The organism is Achromobacter sp. UBA2119, from assembly GCF_002331005.1.
GTDB lineage: Bacteria > Pseudomonadota > Gammaproteobacteria > Burkholderiales > Burkholderiaceae_B > Achromobacter > Achromobacter animicus.
Genome location: NZ_DCYD01000018.1, coordinates 130,530 through 148,189 on the forward strand (window position 1 = coordinate 130,530; position 17,660 = coordinate 148,189).

A 17,660-nucleotide genomic window follows, 5' to 3' on the forward strand; every position below is an offset into this window, starting at 1 on the left:
CCAACCCTGCGCTTGGCTCCTTGACGGCCCCCGTCCGCGCGCTCCTTTGGGCGCGGGCGATGAACTCAGGAAAGACGGTGGCAACAGGGCCAACCGGGTTCCTCGTGCCGACCGCACCAAACAGCCGAAAGGCTGGGCTCCGAATCTAGAAATCCGGTGTGCGGTGTGAACAGCAAACCTCTTTTGTCAGGAGAAAGACCATGCAACTCGCATCCCGTTTCGCTTTCCGCTCCCCCTCGCTGCGCAGCGATTACCCGCTGTCCGACGACCAGATTCACCGCGTGGCCCCGTCCATCTTCGCGGATGCCCCGCACGAGAGCCGTTCGCAGCGGTACGCCTATATCCCCACCGCCGCCGTGCTGACCGAGCTTCGCAAAGAAGGCTTCCAGCCTTTCATGGTGACGCAAACCCGCGTGCGCGACGAAGGCAAGCGCGAGCACACCAAACACATGATTCGCTTGCGCCATGCCAGCCAGATCAACGGCGCGGAGGCCAACGAAATCGTGCTGCTGAACTCGCACGACGGCACCAGCAGCTATCAGATGCTGGCCGGAATGTTCCGGTTCGTGTGCAGCAATGGCCTTGTCTGCGGCAACACCGTGGCCGATGTGCGAGTGCCCCATAAAGGCGACGTGGCCGGTCTGGTCATTGAGGGGGCTTACGAAGTCTTGAGCGGTTTCGATCGGGTGAAGGAATCGCGCGATGCCATGCGCGGCATCACCTTGGACGATGGCGAATCCGAAGTGTTCGCCCGCGCCGCGCTCGCCCTCAAGTACGACGACCCCGACAAGCCCGCGCCCATCACGGAATCGCAAATCCTGATGCCGCGCCGCTTCGACGACCGCCGCCCCGACCTGTGGAGCGTGTTCAACCGCACCCAAGAAAACCTGACCCAAGGCGGGCTGCGTGGCCGCAGCGCCAACGGGCGCCGACAGCAAACCCGCCCGGTGCAGGGCATCGACCAAAACATCCGACTAAATCGCGCCCTCTGGCTGCTGGCCGATGGCATGCGCCAGTTGAAAGCCTGAATCCCCACGCGGCAGGGGCAGGCAGCAGCCCTTGTCGCTTTCTTCGCTGCTGCATCCCTGAACCGATAGGAGTTATCACCATGAACGCCGTTACCCAAACCGAAGCCCGCGCCATCAACACCGCCGCCGCTATCCCGCTGGAAGCCGCTGATCCGACCAAGAACCTGATTCTGGTTCCGCTGTCGCGGCTGGTGTCGCGTCCCACTGGCCGCAACGTGCGCAAGACCCCGCGCATGTCCATTCCCGAACTCGCCGCCAGCATCCAGCGTGTCGGCCTGCTGCAAAACCTCATCGTGATTGCCGCCGCCGATGGCGAGCATTACGAGGTCGTGGCCGGTGACCGTCGCCTCGCAGCGTTGAAGCTGCTGGCGAAAAAGCACCGCATTAGCAAGGAATGGGAGGTGCCTTGCCTGCTGGTGGCCGATGGCACCGCCCGCACGGCCAGCCTCACCGAGAACGTGCAGCGCGAAGCCATGCACCCCGCCGACCAGTTCGAGGCGTTCGCCGCGCTCGTGGCCGAAGGCCGCAGCATCGAGGACATTGCAGCGGATTTCAGCGTCACGCCGCTGGTGGTGCAGCGCCGTCTGAAACTCGCCAACGTGTCGCCGCGCCTGCTGGCCGACTACCGGGCCGAGGCCGTGAGCCTTGACCAGTTGATGGCCCTCGCCATCACCGACGACCATGCTGCGCAGGAAGCCGCGTTCTACGATGCGCCCACATGGCAGCGCGGCCCGCACAACCTGCGCGACCGCCTGACCGAACGCGAAATCGACGCCTACCGGCATCCGCTGGTGCGCTTTGTCGGGCTGGACGGCTACGAGCAGGAAGGCGGTGGCATCCGCCGCGACCTGTTCGCGGAGGGCGACAAAGGCGTGTATCTGACCGATGCCGCACTGCTGGAACGGCTGGCGCAGGACAAGCTGGCAGGTATCGCCGCCAAGGTGCAGGCCGAGGGCTGGGCGTGGGTGGATGCCACGCCGGGCATGACCCATGCCGATCTGCAAGCCTTCCAGCGTGCGCCAAGGGAACGCCGCAGTCCGAACAAGCGCGACGCGCAGCGCATCGAGAAGCTGCAAACCAAGCTGCACGAACTGGCCGAGGCGGTGGATGCCGCGCTGGACGACGAGGACGAGGAAAAGGCCGATGCCTTGCAGGAAGAAGGCGAACGCCTGGGCGAGCAGTTGCAGGCGCTGGAAGATGGCTTGCTGGACTATGCGGCCAACGTGAAGGCCGCAGCCGGTGCCATTGTCACCATCGACCGCGACGGGCAGGCCGCGATTCATCGCGGGCTGCTGCGCGAAGCGGAGGCCAAGGCACTGCGCACGCTGGAGCGGCTGCGGCAGGGTTTCGGCAGCGAAGGCGAAGCCGCGAACGAGGACGCAGGCGAGGACGACGAGCAGCCCAAGACCGCCGCCATGTCTGACCGACTGGCGCAGCGGTTGAGCGCGCACCGTACCGCTGCGCTGCAAATCGAAGTTGCACGGCATCCGCAAGCAGCGCTGGCCGCCGTGGTGCATGGCATGGTGCAGACCGTCTTGCAGGAAAGGCACTACGGGCACGACCTGCCGCTGGGTGTGCGCCTCACGGTGCAAGACCGGCTGGAAGGCATGGCCCCGGACTGGCCGGAATCACCCGCCGCCGTGGCGCTGCGCGAACTGCAACAGGTGGCAGGCGAAACCTTGCCGGAGGACAGCGCCGAACTGTTCGCCGCGCTGCTGGCGAAATCACAGGATGAACTGGTGCGGCTGTTGGCCGTGTGCTTAGCTTCCACGGTGGACGTGGTGACGCCTCGCGCCACGCCGCACCAGCCCGGCGCGGAACTGGCGCAGGCCGTGGGGCTGGATATGGCCGCGTGGTGGCAGCCCACCAATGAGGGTTACTTCCGGCATGTGCCGAAGGCCGCGATTCTGGAAGCCGTTGGCGGGTTCGCGCCCTCGCACGTCACCCGACTGGCGAAGTTGAAGAAGGGCGACATTGCCAGCGAAGCCGAACGGCTGGCCGCTGGCACCGGCTGGATGCCCGCCATCTTCCGCTCCGAAGGCCCGCAGCAGACCGGGCAGGACGCGCCGGCGGATGGCGAAGCCGAAGCACAGGAAGAAGTGGCCGCCGTGGCGGATGACCAGCCGCAGGCCGAGGCTTTGGCCGCGTGACTTCGCACCGTAGATAGCGCCCCGGTTCCGGCCGGGGCGCTTCATGTTGAGGATGCCTGCCATGACCCACCAACCCGCAAACCGCCCCCGCATAGCTGCGACCTATGCCTCCGGCACGGTGCGCGCCCGCCGCTGGCACGGCGACGGCGACGTGCGCGGCTACCGTCCGCCGCGTGGCTGGACGGCCCGCGCCGACCTGACCGATCTGCATCCCCTCACGGGCCGCGCCTTGCCGCGCGCCGTGTGGTGGATCATCGAAACCAAGGAATAACGAGCCGCACCGGCCCCAAGCCGTGCCGCCTTGGGGCCGGTGGTCGAAAACTCCGGGCGCGGCGGTGGCCGCGCCCGGTTTCACTGCTCAAAGCCAAAACGCCCCATCGCCGCCTTCGGACAGGCGGCGATGGGGCCACGCACAAGGGCGCTCGTGCGCGAAATCCACGAAGCCAGCAAGTGTGGCGGCGCATCGCGCCGCCAACGATTCGACCGAGCCCCGCCGCAATGGGCGGGGCTGGTGTGGCTACGCCCCGGCTTGCTGCGGCAGGTTGCACGAAAGCGTGCCGTCCCCGACGCTGGCGGTTCGTTGTCTGTACGTCACGAAAGACGGTTCACCGACACGCCGCCCAGCCTCGCTTCTATGGAGCTTCCACACCACGCCTCAGTATGTGGCCGTGAGCTGCGGCAGGGGCGCTCTGGCCTTGTCGTCGGGGCATTGACCTGGCCCGCGTCAGGGCGCAAGCCGGTGCAGCCGTCACGCGGGGATGCCGAGTTGGCCACGTCTCCATTCGGGAGCGGGCGGCCTGTGCGTCCTTGTCTTGTTGTGAATCCTGGCGGTGGCGCGGCTGCGCCTTGTGCTTGATGGCCGCAACCTTGCAGCGAAAACAATTTCCCCTGCGCTGCGCGCATTCCTCGCGGGACAAATTCTTTTCGCTTCCAGGTTCTCCACGTTGTTGCGACCGCTGTGCGGTGCGACCAGCCCATCCCCCGCCGGCCGGATCACAACAAGGACGCACTGGCGCGACCTTGTTCAACCCGAAAGGAGAAACATCATGGCTAACATCGGCACCTTCACCGCAGAGAAAGACGGCTTCACCGGCACGCTTCGCACCCTGACGCTCAACGTCAAGGTCAAGCTGGTTCCCAACGACAAGGGCGACACCGAGAACGCCCCCGACTTCCACCTGCAAGCGGCTGGCCACGAAGTCGGCGCAGCGTGGAAGAAGACCAGCGAGGCCGGGCGGGAATACCTGTCCGTATCCATCGACGACCCTTCGTTCCCGGCGACGGTCTATGCCCGCCTGATCGAGAACGAGGACGGCACGCACGACCTGATCTGGTCGCGCAACAAGCCGAAGGCGGCCTGACAGCCGCTTACCGCGTCCCGCCCACTGCGGCGGGGCGCGATGCTGCTGATCGCAGCACCGCACGCGCAGGATTTCTGCTGCTGCCGCGTGCTGGATACGCCCGTCACGGCGGGCCTGCATGCGTGCCTTGTGGCTCGCAATCCGTGTCAACGAGCGGTGTGTGGCGTGTCGGCGCTGTAAGCGCCGCCGGGCTTTCGGGCTTCGCCCCGTGCCGGCAAGCCGTCACGGCCATCCGGCTTCAATCCCTCACGCCTTCGCGCCTGCGGCGCTGCGCGCTCCGCTTGCTGCAATTCAGTACCACACGCCAACGCGCTAAGGCGTGTCGGGCTCTTCCAATATCGCCCTGAGTTCCTGGCGCACCTGTGCCAGCAATTCATCAGCTTCGCGGGTGCTGTCACCGGCATAAGCCAATGTGAGCAGCGTGAGCGGATGCACTTCCATGACCTCGCACAGATCGGCCAGCTTCTGGATGGTTGGGCTTTTCAGGTCGCGCTCCAGCGTGCTCATGTAGGTGCGACTGGACACGTTGGAGAACGCTTCCTGGCTCAAACCACGCGCCTTCCTTACCGTCCGAATCGCCGCTGCCAATGAGTTCTTCGCTGCCACCTATGGTTTCCCCAAAAAACCAAGATGACAGCCCATTGCGCCCTATAGGACTACAATCTATAGTGTTCATTTGGTGGTGATGTTTTCCTTTTCCGTGCTTTTACGGAGATCCGCATCTGCGGATTTCCTCAGACCCAGGGAACCGCATCCGTGTCTTTCCTGACTTCCACCAATACGCCTTCGTGCCTCTCCGCTTTTGCGGCTTCGTGCGCTTGCGCATACGTGCATCCGTCCGCAGGCACAGATGCGCCTCGGCGATTGCGTGTGTTCGTGGAAGGGGCGCGGCCTTGACCACGCTTGTCACCGAGGAAGACCGGGTGCACCTACTGGCCCACGGCCTCACCCGCGCCGCAGGCCAGGAATGTGACCCGCTGCCCGTGGTGCGCCTGTTCACACCGGACGCACATGCGACCTGGCTATTGGCCGCGCTCGATCCGACCGATGGCGATACGGCCTACGGCCTGATCGACCTCGGGATCGGGATGCCTGCCCTGGCGACGGTGAAGCTGTCCGATCTGGCGTCCATCGTCGGGCCGCTCAAGCAGCCCGTGATACGAGATCGGTATTTCCAGCCGACGCGGCCGCTGTCGGAATACGTTCGACTGGCTCAGGAAAACGGTTCGATCACCGATTGACGCATTCCAGCGCGACCAGGCAAAAAGTATCGCATTGTGACTATTTCGGTCTTAGCCAAGACCTGGCAAGTCTTGATCCGCATGCTTGCACCAGGGTGGTGCGCTCCTGACCAAAACAGTCATGATGCCAGGCGCGAGATTCGGCACGGTGTTCAATGCTGCACCCCATTTCCGGGCGGTGCAGTCGTCGCATTTAGACGATTTCGGCAATGCACTGGAGCGAATCTGTCTTGACACCAGCAGTTAAAGCGTAACCCGAGTTTGATGACCACTTGATGGCGATTCGATAGCTCCCGCACAGCGGAATTGTGGCGACGTTCCCAGAAACAGGGAGGTTTCGCCATGACTGACCGCAGCAGCCAACACTGGTATCCCACGGCCGCGTATCTCTACACGCTGCACCTCGATGGCCCAGCGCTGGCTTGGGAGTATTTGCGCAGGAATCCAAGCTACCGGCGCGACTGGCTACGCCGGCGTCGCAAGCCTGATGCGGCGCAGGCCTGGGGCCTGCGCCTGCTGGAAGATCCCGGCCTGGATGCGCGCGACGCACATCCTGCTTGGTTCCCCGATCACGATGCCGTGGTGCAGCTATACCCCGACGCCGACCCACCACCCGATGCGCATACCTTCGAGTTCTGGCGCATTCCTGGGCGCAAGCAACTGACCCACGACGGCAAGCGCCTGGTGCTCGTATCGCATTGGCCAGGCTGCTGCGTTCGGCTGGCACTCGCACCCGACCTGGAAGATGGTTCGGCCTATCTCTACGCCACACGCGCCTGCGCCACGCCCTGTGCGCGCTACCGCACGCTCGCTGCGAAGCTGGATGCGCTATCTGCCGCAACCGTGGCCACGCCTGTGGCAACAGCCCGCTCCCGCCCCACGCCCGCCGCGCTGCTGGAACTGCATACCTTGCAAGCGCTCGACGCGACCCTCGCGGGAGCCTCCTTGCGCGAGGTGGGCGAAGGTCTGTTCGGCGCGGATGCCGTCGCGGCCGACTGGCACAAAGACAGTGCATTGCGTGCCCGCGTACGGCGGCTGGTACGCCGCGGCGATGAGCTGATGCACGGCGGCTACCGCCGACTAGCGCAGCTTCCAATGTTCCCGTCGCATTAGGGGGGACGTTTCTCGACCCGTGCGAATCGTCCCTTAGCAAGAAGCCTTGCTTTCTTGAGAGTGCCTCTATCCGGCCGCGTGGTGTGGCCGGGCTTGATGGAGGTACATCCCATGCGACCTGCTCCCTCGCGGCCTGCCGCCGCTGCCGTCACTGCGACCTCGCAGCCTCAACGCTACCTGACAAACGACGAAGCCGCCGACTACCTGCGGCTGTCGCCGCGCACGCTGGAGAAGCAGCGGGTGATCGGCGGCGGCCCCAAGTTCCGCAAGTTCGGCCGCCGCGTCATGTACGCGGTGTCCGACCTCGATGCCTGGGCCGACCAGCGCAGCTACGAGGCCACGTCCGATCCCGAATACGCCGAGCGCCACGCGGGCGACTACCGTGATGGCCGCTGATCGTCGGCGCGTGGGTGGCCTTCGCCATGTCCAGCCCGCCAGGGCAAGCCTTGCCGCAGCGCGAACAGCTCGATCTGTTCCGCGCGCTGCCGGGCGACATGGCGCCACGCGATTCCCAGGACTTGATGGCCTTTCCGTTCTTCTCGCTTGCCAAGTCGCGGCGCACGGCGCCGATCGACTTCCGCAGCGGGAACGTCACCATTCGCGTGGAAGGCACGCAGGAGCACGGCATCGCAACGATATGGGATGCCGACGTGCTGATATGGGCCGCCTCGCAGATCGTGGAGGCGCGCGACGCGGGCCTGCGCCCGTCGCGCTGGATACGCGCCACGCCTTACGAGATTTTGCGCTTCATCGGGCGCGGCACGTCCCTCAACGACTACCAGCGCCTGAAGGCCGCCCTCGACCGGCTGCAATCGACCACGGTGGCCACGTCCATCCGCGAAACCACGGGAAGGCGCTTGCATCGCTTCTCGTGGATCAACGAGTGGAAGGAACTCGCCGACGCCAGCGGCACCCCGCTGGGCATCGAGCTGATCTTGCCGGACTGGTTCTATGCCGGCGTGCTCGACGCCGCCCTGGTGCTGACCATCGACCCGGCCTATTTCCGCTTGAAGGGCGGTATCGAACGCTGGCTGTACCGCCTGGTGCGCAAGCATGGCGGGCGGCAGGAGCACGGCTGGCAATTCGACTTCCGACACCTGTACCGCAAATCCGGCAGCGCGGCCCGCTTCTCGGACTTCGCCTACGACGTGCGCGCCCTGGTGGCGCGGCAGTCGTTGCCCGGCTACGTCCTCGGCATCGAGCGGATGCCGGACGACAACACCGAGCTGCTGACCTTCCGGCCCGTGCCGCACGCGGCACGGGGATAACTGCGGGAGAACCTGTGGACGGCCTCGTGCTATCAGGAGTACCGGGTATCGTGCTATCAGGAGTACGACCCTCGTGCTATCAGGAGTACGAAAACGCCGGAAAGCCAACAACGGCGCGGGTTTGCGTTCCCTCTAACTTACCTAACAAGAAATACATAACTTTTAGTAGAAGCGCGCCGTTTCGGTGGACAACCACGAAACGGCACGGCCAGGCCGGCTTTCCAGCTCGGAGGGCCGCGCCATGATCTTCGCGTTTCTCAACCAGAAAGGCGGCGTCGGCAAGACCACGCTCGCCACGCACATCGCCGGCGAACTGGCGATGCGCGGCCTGCATGTCATCCTGCTGGATGCCGACCCGCAGGGGTCATCGCTCGACTGGACGCAGCGGCGTAGCCAGCAGGGCCTGCCCCGTCTGTTCAGCGCCGTGGGCCTTGCCCGCGAAACGCTGCATCAGGAAGCGCCAGAACTCGCCAGGCGGGCCGATCACATCATCATCGACGGCCCGCCGCGCATCGCCGCCCTCGCGCGTTCCGCGCTGCTGGCGGCCGAGCGCGTGCTGATCCCCGTGCAGCCCAGCCCCTACGACGTATGGGCTTCTGCCGAGATGGTCGCACTGATCCGCGAAGCACAGGTGTTCCGGCCAGCGCTGCGCGCGGCCTTCGTCATCAACCGGCGCGTCAGCACCACCATCATCGGCAGGGAGGCACGGCAATCGCTGGCCGAACAGCCGCTGCCCGCGCTGCGCTCGGAGATCCACCAGCGCATCGTCTTTGCCGACAGCGTAGCCGCTGGCCGGCTCGCCCGCGAAACCGCGCCCGACAGCGCCGCTGCCCGCGAGATCGCCGCGCTCACCGACGAACTGCTGCGGTGGCCGACATGACTGGGAAGCCACCACCACGCAGCAAGCGCGTCGGCATCGGTGCGCGTCCCCCAGCGAATCCGCACGCCGAAGCGTGGATTCGCCAGGGCGACGCAGATGCCGTGCAGAAAGGCGACCTCTACACCGCTCGACTGACGCTCGACATCACGCCCGCCATGCGGGCGCGCATCAAGGTGTCGGCCTTCACGCGAGGCGTGACCGTAGCCGAACTGCTGCGCGACCTGCTGGAGCGGGAGTTTCCCCCGGAGGGCACGCCGTGAACGCATCCGCTTCGACCGCCCACACCCCCAAAGCAAGTGCGCCCACGGCTGCGCCGCCGCCGGCGCCTTCGACACTCGCCGGCCAGGCCGGCAACGTGCCGCTGACGCGCGTGGCGCTGGCCTACATCGAACCGCGCTTCAAGCTCTACCTGCGCTTCGGCGAACCGGCGCGCACGCTCCAGCTCGACCGCTGGCGGCGCTGCGCCGTGTTCCTGCCGAACGCGGTTCTGTGCCGCATCCGTTGGCAGGCCAACGACTACGGCACGATCCGCTGGCAGCTCATGGTGATGCAGACCGCCACGCCGCTGGACGCCGTGCAGCGCATCCCCGGCGTGCAGCCGGGCGCGCGTCTGCTGCTGCACGCCGAAGGCGATGCCAACGTGCGCGCCGTGCTGGAACGCATCGACGGCATCGAGGCGCTGGGCATCGCAGCCGCAGACACATCGCCCGCGTACTGGCGCACGCTCGCGAACCGGCTCGCAGCGCGCTCGGCGCTACCCACATACACCGCAGAACGGCACGCCGCCTGGCTGGCCGGGAGGGCATTGCCATGACCACGATTTCCACGACCGGCCCCGTGCCGCATCCTCGCTCGCGCCTGCGCGCTCGCCTCGTGCTGGCAGGCTTCGCCACCGTCGGCCTCGCTGCGCTGGCCTGGGCGGCGTTCGTGCAGCCCCTGCCGCGAATGGCCTACAACCCGTCCGACAGCGTGGCGGTCGGTTGGTATCGCATCGAACCGTTCGACCCGCGCACCGCCTCGCGGCCACGTCCGCTGTCCGTGGACAGCATCGTGCTGATGCCGCTGCCCGACAGGGCCGCCATGCTGGCTGCGCAGCGCGGCTACCTGCCGACCCGCGTTCCGCTGCTCAAACGTGTGGGCGCAGTCGCGCCACAACACGTTTGCATCGTCGCCGGCCAGGTTCGCATCGACGGCGTGCCGGTGGCCGCCGCCCTGCCTGCCGACCGGCTGGGCCGGCCGCTGCCATCCTTGCAGCTTTGCCGCCGTCTCCAACCGGGCGAACTGTTCCTGTTGAGCGCGACCAACCCGGCGTCGTTCGACAGCCGCTATTTCGGGCCGGTCAGCGCGTTCGCCGTGATCGGCGTTGCGCATCCGATCTGGCTGGAGACACGTCCATGATGGCCGCCGATTCGCTGCACTTTGCCGCGCCTCTCATCGTGCCATCGGGCATGTCGTTCTACTGTTCGTCGCCGTGTCGTCGCGCGTGCAGTGCGGGTGCATTCGCACCGCACTTCGCGCTGCCTTCGGCGCAGCCGCCCAACGTGCAGGCGTCTTGCCTCGAACGCGCCTGGCCTGCGGCCATTGGCGTGTTCGCCGGCGGGCTGGCTGCTCGTGCAGCAGCGCCGCCGGGCCGCCGATGCCCGGAGCGGGAGCGAGGGGCAAAGGCGGAAGGCAAGACAAAAGGGTTCGGCACTCTGCCGCCCGCAAAGCCAGTCTGCACGTGGGGGTGGCGCGGCACGGCGCGGCTTCGCCGCCGTGCCGCGTGGGGCGCGAGGCACGCGCCGATGCAGGCATGTCCGCGTGCTTCGCACGCTCGGACACGCCGGAGCTTGCAGGGAGCACAGCCATGACCGACCGCGGCGACCATGATTTCTGGGTGCGCCCTGGCGCGCCGAAGAACCGAGGCAAAGGCCAGGGCCAGAGCTTCGTTTCCAAGGTGCTCAAGCAGGCTGGCAAGGCCAGCGGCGGCAAGTCGGCGGTGCGCCGTCCTACCGCTGGCGGGAGCGGCCAGCACGCCGGCCAGCGGCCCGGCTCACGGCTTGGACGCGGCCATACGGCGGCGCGCTTCGCAGGCGCAAAGCTGACCCCTATGTCACGGCGCGTGACCATCAAGACGCTGCTGGTCAACCAGCGCAACGCCAGTCCGCAGTCGCTCGCCAAGCACCTGCGCTACATCGAGCGCGACGGTGCCGGCCGGAACGGCGAGCCGGGCCGTGCCTACGGGCCGCAGACCGACGAAGCCGACCTCGATGCCTTCAAGGAACGCTGCCAGGACGACCGACATCATTTCCGCTTCATCGTCTCACCTGAAGACAGTGCGGAGCTGGACGACCTGCGCACCTACACCCGGCACCTGATGAACCGGATGGAGGCCGACCTGGGGACGCGGCTGGATTGGGTGGCGGTCGATCACTGGAACACCGACAACCCGCACACGCACCTGATCGTGCGCGGACGCGACGATACCGGCAAAGACCTCATCATCGCGGGCGACTACATCGCCCACGGCTTCCGCCATCGCGCCGCCGAGCTGGCGACGGAATGGCTGGGGCCGCGCACCGAACTGGAGATCCAGCAGACCTTGCAGCGCGAGGTGGAGCAAGAGCGGTGGACGAGCCTCGACCGCACGTTGCAGCGCGAGGCCGGCGAGGATGGCCGGGTGCAGATCGAACGCTTCAACGAACCCCGGCTGCAACGCCAGCGCCTGCTGCTGATCGGCCGCCTGCAACACTTGCAGCGCCTGGGCCTGGCCGACGAGGTGCAGCCCGGCACCTGGGCCGTCCATGCGGACGCGGAGAAGACCTTGCGTGCCCTGGGCGAGCGTGGCGACATCATCCGAACGATGCAGCGGGCCATGAGCGGCAAGCCTCGCGAGCTGGCGGTGTTCGAGCCGGGCGACGACGGCCGCACTATCGTCGGTCGCGTGGCTGCTAAGGGTCTGGCCGACGAGCTGCACGACCGCGGCTATCTGGTCATCGACGGGTTGGACGGCAAAGCCCACTACGTCGCGTTGGACGCCCGCGACGAGCTGGCGAACTATCCCATCGGCGCGGTGGTGGAGGTACGCGGTTCCGCCGAGGTGCGGGCGGCCGACAAGAACATCGCCACGCTGGCGAGCAATGGCCTGTACCGCACCGATCACCACCTGGCGATCGAGCAAGGCCGAGCCAAGCCCGGCCGCGACCCGCAAGAGGCTGTGGCGGCCCATATCCGCCGGCTGGAAGCCCTACGGCGGGCCGGCATCGTGGAGCGCGTGGCCGAGGGGTTATGGAAGGTGCCGGACGACTTGGCCGAGCGTGGCCGCCAGTACGACGCGCAGCGGCTGGGCGGCGTGGCGGTCGAACTGAAATCGCATCTGCCGATTGAACGGCAGGCCCGCGTCATCGGCGCGACCTGGCTGGATCAGCAGTTGATCGGCGGCGGCAAGGGACTGGGCGACCTGGGCTTTGGCGGCGATGCTAGGCAAGCCTTGCAGCAGCGCGCCGACTTCCTCGAAGAACAGGGGCTGGCCCAGCGGCGCGGGCAGCGGCTGATTCTCTCCCGGAATCTGCTGGAAACGCTGCGCAATCGGGAGCTGGCGCAGGCCGCCCAGCACATTGCCGCCGATAGCGGATTGGAGCATCGGCACGTCACAGACGGGCAGCGCGTAGCCGGCATCTACCGGCGCTCGGTCATGCTCGCCAGCGGTCGCTATGCGCTGCTCGATGACGGCATGGGATTCAGTCTGGTGCCTTGGCGGCCGATAATCGAGCCACGACTGGGGCAGCAGATCGCCGCGACTGTACGCGGCGGCGGTGTGTCATGGGAGGTTGGACGGCAAAGAGGTCCTGGGATTGGATCGGGGCCGTAGGCTGTCGTACCGAGTTAAGGTGTCGAGCAGCGTTTTGGCCCTAGCTTCTGTGCTCCGTTAAGACGACTAGTCTGTGCTTATCGACGACGCTGTGGGTGCATGGTTGCTTGCCAATTCCGGTGCAACTCGCAAACGCGCTGCCCCGACCTGAACTGCCCATTCAACGATCTGCCCGGCCAATATATCCGTGGCGACACCGAACGCGCTCACCACATCGGCCTCTCGCTTGCTGCCTGTGGCTTGGATTGCTTCGAAGCGTCTACTGGCAATAGCAGTCCGTTTGGCCGGATCGACCAGTTGCACATCGAGCCGAACCGCGGCGATCGCTTCAGTGCCGCGGTATTCGAGCTGGAACGCCCGCAGCGTACTGCGCAACTCCATATCGGCGCTCATTGGGGTGCTATCGGTAATCACGGAAGTCGACCGCCCATCGCGCATGAAGGCTTCGACGATTCGGTCACGCAGCAGCACCGGTGCGGGGTCGGCCCAACGCACTCCTTGCCAAGCCGACAAGCGACCATCGGGCTGCGCAATGAACAGCCGCTCCGAATCCAGGACGCGACTACTCTCAGGGGCGTAGACGCGCAGCGCCCCGGGTCCCGGAACGGCGCGCGGCGTACTCTCCGCCTGGGCGATGTGATAGTCGGGCAATTTGTAGGTGACCATTGGAGCTGCTTTGGGAAGCACACTGCACGCGGACAAGCCGAGTACTAGCGTCATAGTCACGGCAGCGACGGGAATCATCCTGGCGGAAGTGTTCACGGCTTGGTTTCCTCAATGTTCTCTCCACCGAGCAGGTATTGCGCCGGATTGCGATCCAGTCGGCGCAGCACGGTGTTTAGATTGGCCAGCGCCTGCTGGAGTTCGTGCATGGCAGGACCTGTGGCGGCCAAGCCCTGGTTCAGCGATTCCTGATTGTTTTGCAGTAGCGTCTCAACCCTGAAAGCGGCGCGTTCGAGGGATGCCGTTGCATCACGCGTGTTCACCATGATTTGCTTACCATCGTTATTTAGTAGCAGGTTGGCATCGCGAAGAGTGCTATTTGCTTGGCGCACGGCAGCTGTCGATTCTCTGCTTGCTTCGGTCAGATTGCTGATTAACGTCGCGATCTCGGCCCTCTGGTCAGCGACCGCGCCCGTGGTCTGTTCAAGATTCACCAGACTGCGGTGCACAAGAGCCAAATTCTCCTTCGACAGTAACTCCTGCGTGCGCAGCAAGATGCCGTTGAGTGTCGTCATGCTGTTCCCCTCACCGGAGACCAGGGATGCCATCGCCGAACGTGGTGCGAGGATCAACGGTTCCTCGTCCTCTCTCCGATCCAGCAATGGCACGTTTGGCCCACCGTCGCTCAACTCGATCACCGCGTTGCCGGTAATTCCCGTGATGACCAATTCAGCGCGGGTATCCTGCCGGACCGGGATGGTGGCATTGATGCGTACGCGCGCTATCGCCCGCCTTGGGTCTCGCGGTGAAAGAGAAAGTGCAACGACTTCGCCAATCGTGATTCCGCTGTACTGAACCTGGCTGCCGGGCGTAAGCCCGGTCACTGGCTCATCGAACATAATCCGGTAATACTGGTAATCGTGGTCGGAACGTGTGTCGCTGAGCCAAAGCGCGAAGCCAATACCAATCGCACCGAGCAGCACGACGAACAGACCAATGAATACATGATGGGCACGTGGTTCCATGATCAGACCACCTCGTTCTCAGAGTTTAAATATTGCGTGCGCCCAGCCCAATGCGTGCGCGACGGAAGAATGATGCAGATGCGGAGGGGTTTCATGGCTGCGTCTCTTGGCTGGAAGCACCAGTGGCCTGTGCGGCCGCACGGCCACGGGGGCCGTGAAAGTATTCCTGTATCCACGGGTGCTTGAAGCGCTCGACTGCCTCGATGCCGTCGTTGATGAGTACCTTCTGGTTCGCCAGGACCGCGACACGGTCGCATATGGTGTACAGCGTATCGAGGTCGTGGGTTACCAGAAACACCGTGAGGCCCAGTGCATTGCGCAGGGTCAGAATCAATTGGTCGAAAGATGCAGCCCCGATTGGATCCAGTCCTGCGGTGGGTTCGTCAAGAAACAGGATGTTCGCATCAAGCGCCAAGGCTCTCGCCAGTGCTGCTCGTTTCACCATGCCTCCGGACAACGAGGCCGGATACTTGTCTCCCGCTCCGGCAGGCAACCCCACCAAGCCCAGCTTGCTTCTTGCCAAACGCTCGGCAAGAGGCCGCGCCAGACCGACATGCTCGATCAAAGGAAGAGCGACGTTCTCCAAGACGGTCAGCGATGAATACAACGCGCCCTTCTGGAACAGAATGCCGAACCTTCGCTCCATACGCGCGCGCGCAAGCCATTGGGCTCGCAGTAGGTCGCGCCCCCCGATACGGACCACGCCCGAATGCGGCTTCTGCAGCCCGACGACGCTACGCAAGAGCACGGATTTCCCGGTGCCTGACCCTCCCACCACGCCAAGGATTTCCCCGCGCCGCACGTCCAGGTCTAGGTCCTGATGGACCTGCTGGGTTCCAAACCTGTTGTCCAGGCCGCGCACTTCAATAGCGTGTCGCACACCGTTGTCGGTGTCTTGCTTCACCGCGCTCACCAGCCCATCTCCATGAAGAACAGTGCAGCGATGGCGTCTATCAGGATCACCATGAAGATTGATTGCACGACACTAGACGTCGTGTGGTCGCCTACCGACTCAGCGCTACCGGCGACCTTGAACCCTTCATGGCAGCCGATAGCGGCGATCATCACCGCGAAGAGCGGGGACTTGCTCATTCCGACAAGAAAATGGCGCACCTCGATTTTTTCCTGCACGATGGCAAGGAACTGTGCGGGAGGAATTTCCAAGCTCAGTGCGCATACGGTGGCGCCGCCCGCAATGCCAGCCAAGATGCCTACTAAGGTGAGCAGTGGCAAGGACACAAGAAGCGCCAGCACGCGTGGCAGCACCAGTAACTCGATGGGGTCGAGCGCGTTGGAGCGAAGCGCATCGATCTCTTCATTTGCCTTCATCGAACCGATTTGGGCGGTGTACGCGCTTGCGGTACGGCCTGCAATCAATATGGCCGGGAGCAGCACTCCGAACTCGCGCATGAACGAGAAGGCGACCAGATGCACCGAGAAGATGCTCGCACCGAAGTTGGCCAGCACCGTTGCTCCCAGGAACGCCACCACCATTCCTACCATGAAGCTCAGTAGCGCCACGATGGGAATGGCGTCCACCGCTGATCGCTGGATTTGAGCGATCACCGAGGTCGCGCGCCAGCGACGCGGGTGACGAACGGTACGGCTCCATGTTTCGATGATCTGGCCCACGAACCCGGCCAGACCAAGACACGCACGACAGCCCTGTTCCAAGGTCAGGCCTATGCGTCCCAGACCGCGGAGCAGAGGATTCCCGCTCACCGCTGCTTTCTCCGTCTTCTGCTGATCGGTAGCAGCGGCGGCCAGCGCTCTCATTAGGGCGAGGCGATCCGAGGACAGATTTGGAGCTGCCTCCGGCCGGTCGAGTATCGAGTCTGGCCCGAGAATTTCCACCAGCAGAGCCGCGCCGGCGGTGTCCAGTCTCTGGACTTGCGTCCAGTCGAGTAAGGGAGTGGCGTACCCCTCGGCATGACTGATGCGGGCGGCGGACACGGATTTTGCCAGACTGGCGTAGTGCTCTATCGTCCAGTCGCCACCCGCCAGCCATTTGTGATCACCGCCGACCATGGCATCCTGCCGGAGCCAAGCCTGTGAAGCGTTGCTCATGGCTGCGTGTCCCGCCAAGCGCTGTCGATGCGCTCGATGCAGTTCGTGATCGCCGCTTTGGCATGACCCAGCAATGTGTACGAACCGGCGAACTCTTTAATGACGTTGCCGCGCTCGAAGCAACTGGCGGCAGCAACCCGGCGTCCCGTCCTTAAATCGACTGCTTCGAACTCTAGGCTGGCACCACCCGTCGTCACGGGTCCAACCAGCAGGGTCGTCATTGCATTGACTGCCCGATTCGGTGTCTGCAGTTCGGTGACCGCTACACGCACCCGAACCTGTCCCGCGCCACCTGGGGGGGCGGGACTTTTGCCTTCCTGGCGTTTCAGTTCGCTCGTCACATGGTCTAGCACTTCGCGCTGCTGCGCGTCATCGAGCCCATCGATGCGACCCGAGGCGGTCTTGATCTGCGCTTCTTCCACCACGACAGCGGCATAACGCTTGGGCTCGAATCCCGCTGCGCGGTACATCAGTACGTTCTCGTATCGTGTCGGCGATAACTTCTCGTAGTCGCCGAGAAATCCGGAGCGCGTCATGCTGTTGGTCGCGCATCCAGAGAGCGCGCCTGCTACGCAAAAAAAGATGCCGCCGCGGATCAATGCAGTTTTGCTCTTCATAATGGGTCTCCTTGATCAAACGAAACTAAGACAGGCAATGCCTGCTGCGATGAGGGCGGTGCCAGACCAGCGCGTTACCGATGCGACATCGCCTAGTAGGAGGGCGCCGACGCCCAAGTTTCCAAGTAGCCCGATTCCTGCCCAGGCTGCAGAGGCCGCGCTGATCGGAATCCGCTTGAGCGCGAACCACAAAAGTGCGCCGCTGGCCGCCATGCACGTCACTGCCACACAGAGGCCGACCCAGCGCATCGGACCGCCCGCCGTGATGGCCCGCAGGCCCAGTGGATAGCCCGCTCCTAGAACCCCTGCGGCAATGACAATCGACCAGGATTTCCAGATCAGCGGATGGGTGCTGAATCGCATAAGCCTAGCGAGACATACGCATGAAGCGTGGGTG

At 64.9% G+C, this 17,660-nt stretch carries 20 protein-coding genes; 13 read left to right on the forward strand and 7 right to left on the reverse strand.

Going from position 1 to position 17,660, the window contains the following annotated elements; all coding sequences use genetic code 11:
* Positions 1-200: 200 nt before the first annotated feature.
* From B3098_RS21510 to B3098_RS21525, 4 genes are all read left to right on the forward strand, one after another.
* Entirely contained in the window at positions 201-1,028 is an 828-nt protein-coding gene (locus B3098_RS21510; protein WP_003092327.1) for a DUF932 domain-containing protein, read from the forward strand.
* Between the two features lie 80 nt (positions 1,029-1,108).
* Positions 1,109-3,178 (forward strand): ParB/RepB/Spo0J family partition protein, encoded by a 2,070-nt coding sequence (locus B3098_RS21515; protein ID WP_000994919.1) that lies wholly within the window; start codon positions 1,109-1,111, stop codon positions 3,176-3,178.
* A gap of 61 nt (positions 3,179-3,239) precedes the next feature.
* A complete protein-coding gene (locus tag B3098_RS21520) occupies positions 3,240-3,449 on the forward strand; it encodes a hypothetical protein (RefSeq protein ID WP_022580212.1) in 210 nt (69 codons plus the stop codon).
* Positions 3,450-4,224: 775 nt separating this feature from the next.
* On the forward strand, positions 4,225-4,539 hold the full coding sequence (locus B3098_RS21525; RefSeq protein ID WP_001273857.1) for a DUF736 domain-containing protein: 315 nt from the start codon (positions 4,225-4,227) through the stop codon (positions 4,537-4,539).
* Positions 4,540-4,851: 312 nt separating this feature from the next.
* On the opposite strand, the gene B3098_RS21530 is transcribed toward B3098_RS21525, so the two are convergent.
* Positions 4,852-5,145 (reverse strand): helix-turn-helix domain-containing protein, encoded by a 294-nt coding sequence (locus B3098_RS21530; protein ID WP_006379425.1) that lies wholly within the window; start codon positions 5,143-5,145, stop codon positions 4,852-4,854.
* A gap of 287 nt (positions 5,146-5,432) precedes the next feature.
* Here B3098_RS21530 and B3098_RS21535 point away from each other — a divergent pair, with 287 nt between their 5' ends.
* The 9 genes from B3098_RS21535 (at position 5,433) to B3098_RS21575 (ending at position 12,891) form a co-directional block, all read left to right on the forward strand.
* Positions 5,433-5,780 (forward strand): DUF2958 domain-containing protein, encoded by a 348-nt coding sequence (locus tag B3098_RS21535; protein ID WP_016487838.1) that lies wholly within the window; start codon positions 5,433-5,435, stop codon positions 5,778-5,780.
* Between the two features lie 342 nt (positions 5,781-6,122).
* Positions 6,123-6,893, forward strand: a complete 771-nt coding sequence (locus B3098_RS21540) for a DUF2285 domain-containing protein (RefSeq protein WP_003092318.1) — start codon at positions 6,123-6,125, stop codon at positions 6,891-6,893.
* 111 nt (positions 6,894-7,004) lie between these two features.
* On the forward strand, positions 7,005-7,289 hold the full coding sequence (locus B3098_RS21545) for a helix-turn-helix transcriptional regulator (RefSeq protein ID WP_001247107.1): 285 nt from the start codon (positions 7,005-7,007) through the stop codon (positions 7,287-7,289).
* A 14-nt stretch (positions 7,290-7,303) separates the two neighbouring features.
* Entirely contained in the window at positions 7,304-8,161 is an 858-nt protein-coding gene (locus tag B3098_RS21550) for a replication initiator protein A (protein ID WP_003092315.1), read from the forward strand.
* 241 nt (positions 8,162-8,402) lie between these two features.
* Positions 8,403-9,041, forward strand: coding sequence for a ParA family partition ATPase (gene parA / locus B3098_RS21555; RefSeq protein WP_003092312.1), 639 nt, complete (start codon positions 8,403-8,405; stop codon positions 9,039-9,041).
* Positions 9,038-9,301: a hypothetical protein gene (locus B3098_RS21560; protein ID WP_000147048.1), complete on the forward strand. Its 264-nt coding sequence runs from the start codon at positions 9,038-9,040 to the stop codon at positions 9,299-9,301. Before parA ends, B3098_RS21560 begins: the two co-directional genes overlap by 4 nt.
* Positions 9,298-9,855, forward strand: coding sequence for a DUF2840 domain-containing protein (locus B3098_RS21565; RefSeq protein WP_023093372.1), 558 nt, complete (start codon positions 9,298-9,300; stop codon positions 9,853-9,855). Before B3098_RS21560 ends, B3098_RS21565 begins: the two co-directional genes overlap by 4 nt.
* The gene (locus tag B3098_RS21570; RefSeq protein ID WP_003092304.1) at positions 9,852-10,439 is read left to right on the forward strand and encodes a S26 family signal peptidase; all 588 of its coding nucleotides are present in this window, start codon (positions 9,852-9,854) and stop codon (positions 10,437-10,439) included. The genes B3098_RS21565 and B3098_RS21570 overlap by 4 nt, the downstream gene beginning before the upstream one ends.
* 448 nt (positions 10,440-10,887) lie before the next feature.
* Positions 10,888-12,891: a relaxase/mobilization nuclease domain-containing protein gene (locus tag B3098_RS21575; RefSeq protein ID WP_000132148.1), complete on the forward strand. Its 2,004-nt coding sequence runs from the start codon at positions 10,888-10,890 to the stop codon at positions 12,889-12,891.
* A gap of 66 nt (positions 12,892-12,957) precedes the next feature.
* On the opposite strand, the gene B3098_RS21580 is transcribed toward B3098_RS21575, so the two are convergent.
* The 6 genes from B3098_RS21580 to B3098_RS21605 form a co-directional block, all read right to left on the reverse strand.
* On the reverse strand, positions 12,958-13,557 hold the full coding sequence (locus tag B3098_RS21580) for an ABC-type transport auxiliary lipoprotein family protein (protein WP_003124411.1): 600 nt from the start codon (positions 13,555-13,557) through the stop codon (positions 12,958-12,960).
* Positions 13,558-13,649: 92 nt separating this feature from the next.
* Positions 13,650-14,579 carry an MlaD family protein gene (locus B3098_RS21585; protein WP_000433686.1) on the reverse strand — a complete coding sequence of 310 codons (930 nt, stop codon included), beginning with the start codon at positions 14,577-14,579 and terminating at the stop codon, positions 13,650-13,652.
* A 91-nt stretch (positions 14,580-14,670) separates the two neighbouring features.
* Entirely contained in the window at positions 14,671-15,492 is an 822-nt protein-coding gene (locus tag B3098_RS21590; RefSeq protein ID WP_023093371.1) for an ABC transporter ATP-binding protein, read from the reverse strand.
* Positions 15,489-16,646 (reverse strand): MlaE family ABC transporter permease, encoded by a 1,158-nt coding sequence (locus tag B3098_RS21595; RefSeq protein WP_000063629.1) that lies wholly within the window; start codon positions 16,644-16,646, stop codon positions 15,489-15,491. The genes B3098_RS21590 and B3098_RS21595 overlap by 4 nt, the downstream gene beginning before the upstream one ends.
* Positions 16,643-17,263, reverse strand: coding sequence for a DUF3313 family protein (locus B3098_RS21600; protein ID WP_000837791.1), 621 nt, complete (start codon positions 17,261-17,263; stop codon positions 16,643-16,645). The genes B3098_RS21595 and B3098_RS21600 overlap by 4 nt, the downstream gene beginning before the upstream one ends.
* 15 nt (positions 17,264-17,278) lie before the next feature.
* The gene (locus B3098_RS21605) at positions 17,279-17,626 is read right to left on the reverse strand and encodes a DMT family transporter (protein ID WP_038421338.1); all 348 of its coding nucleotides are present in this window, start codon (positions 17,624-17,626) and stop codon (positions 17,279-17,281) included.
* Positions 17,627-17,660: the final 34 nt, after the last annotated feature.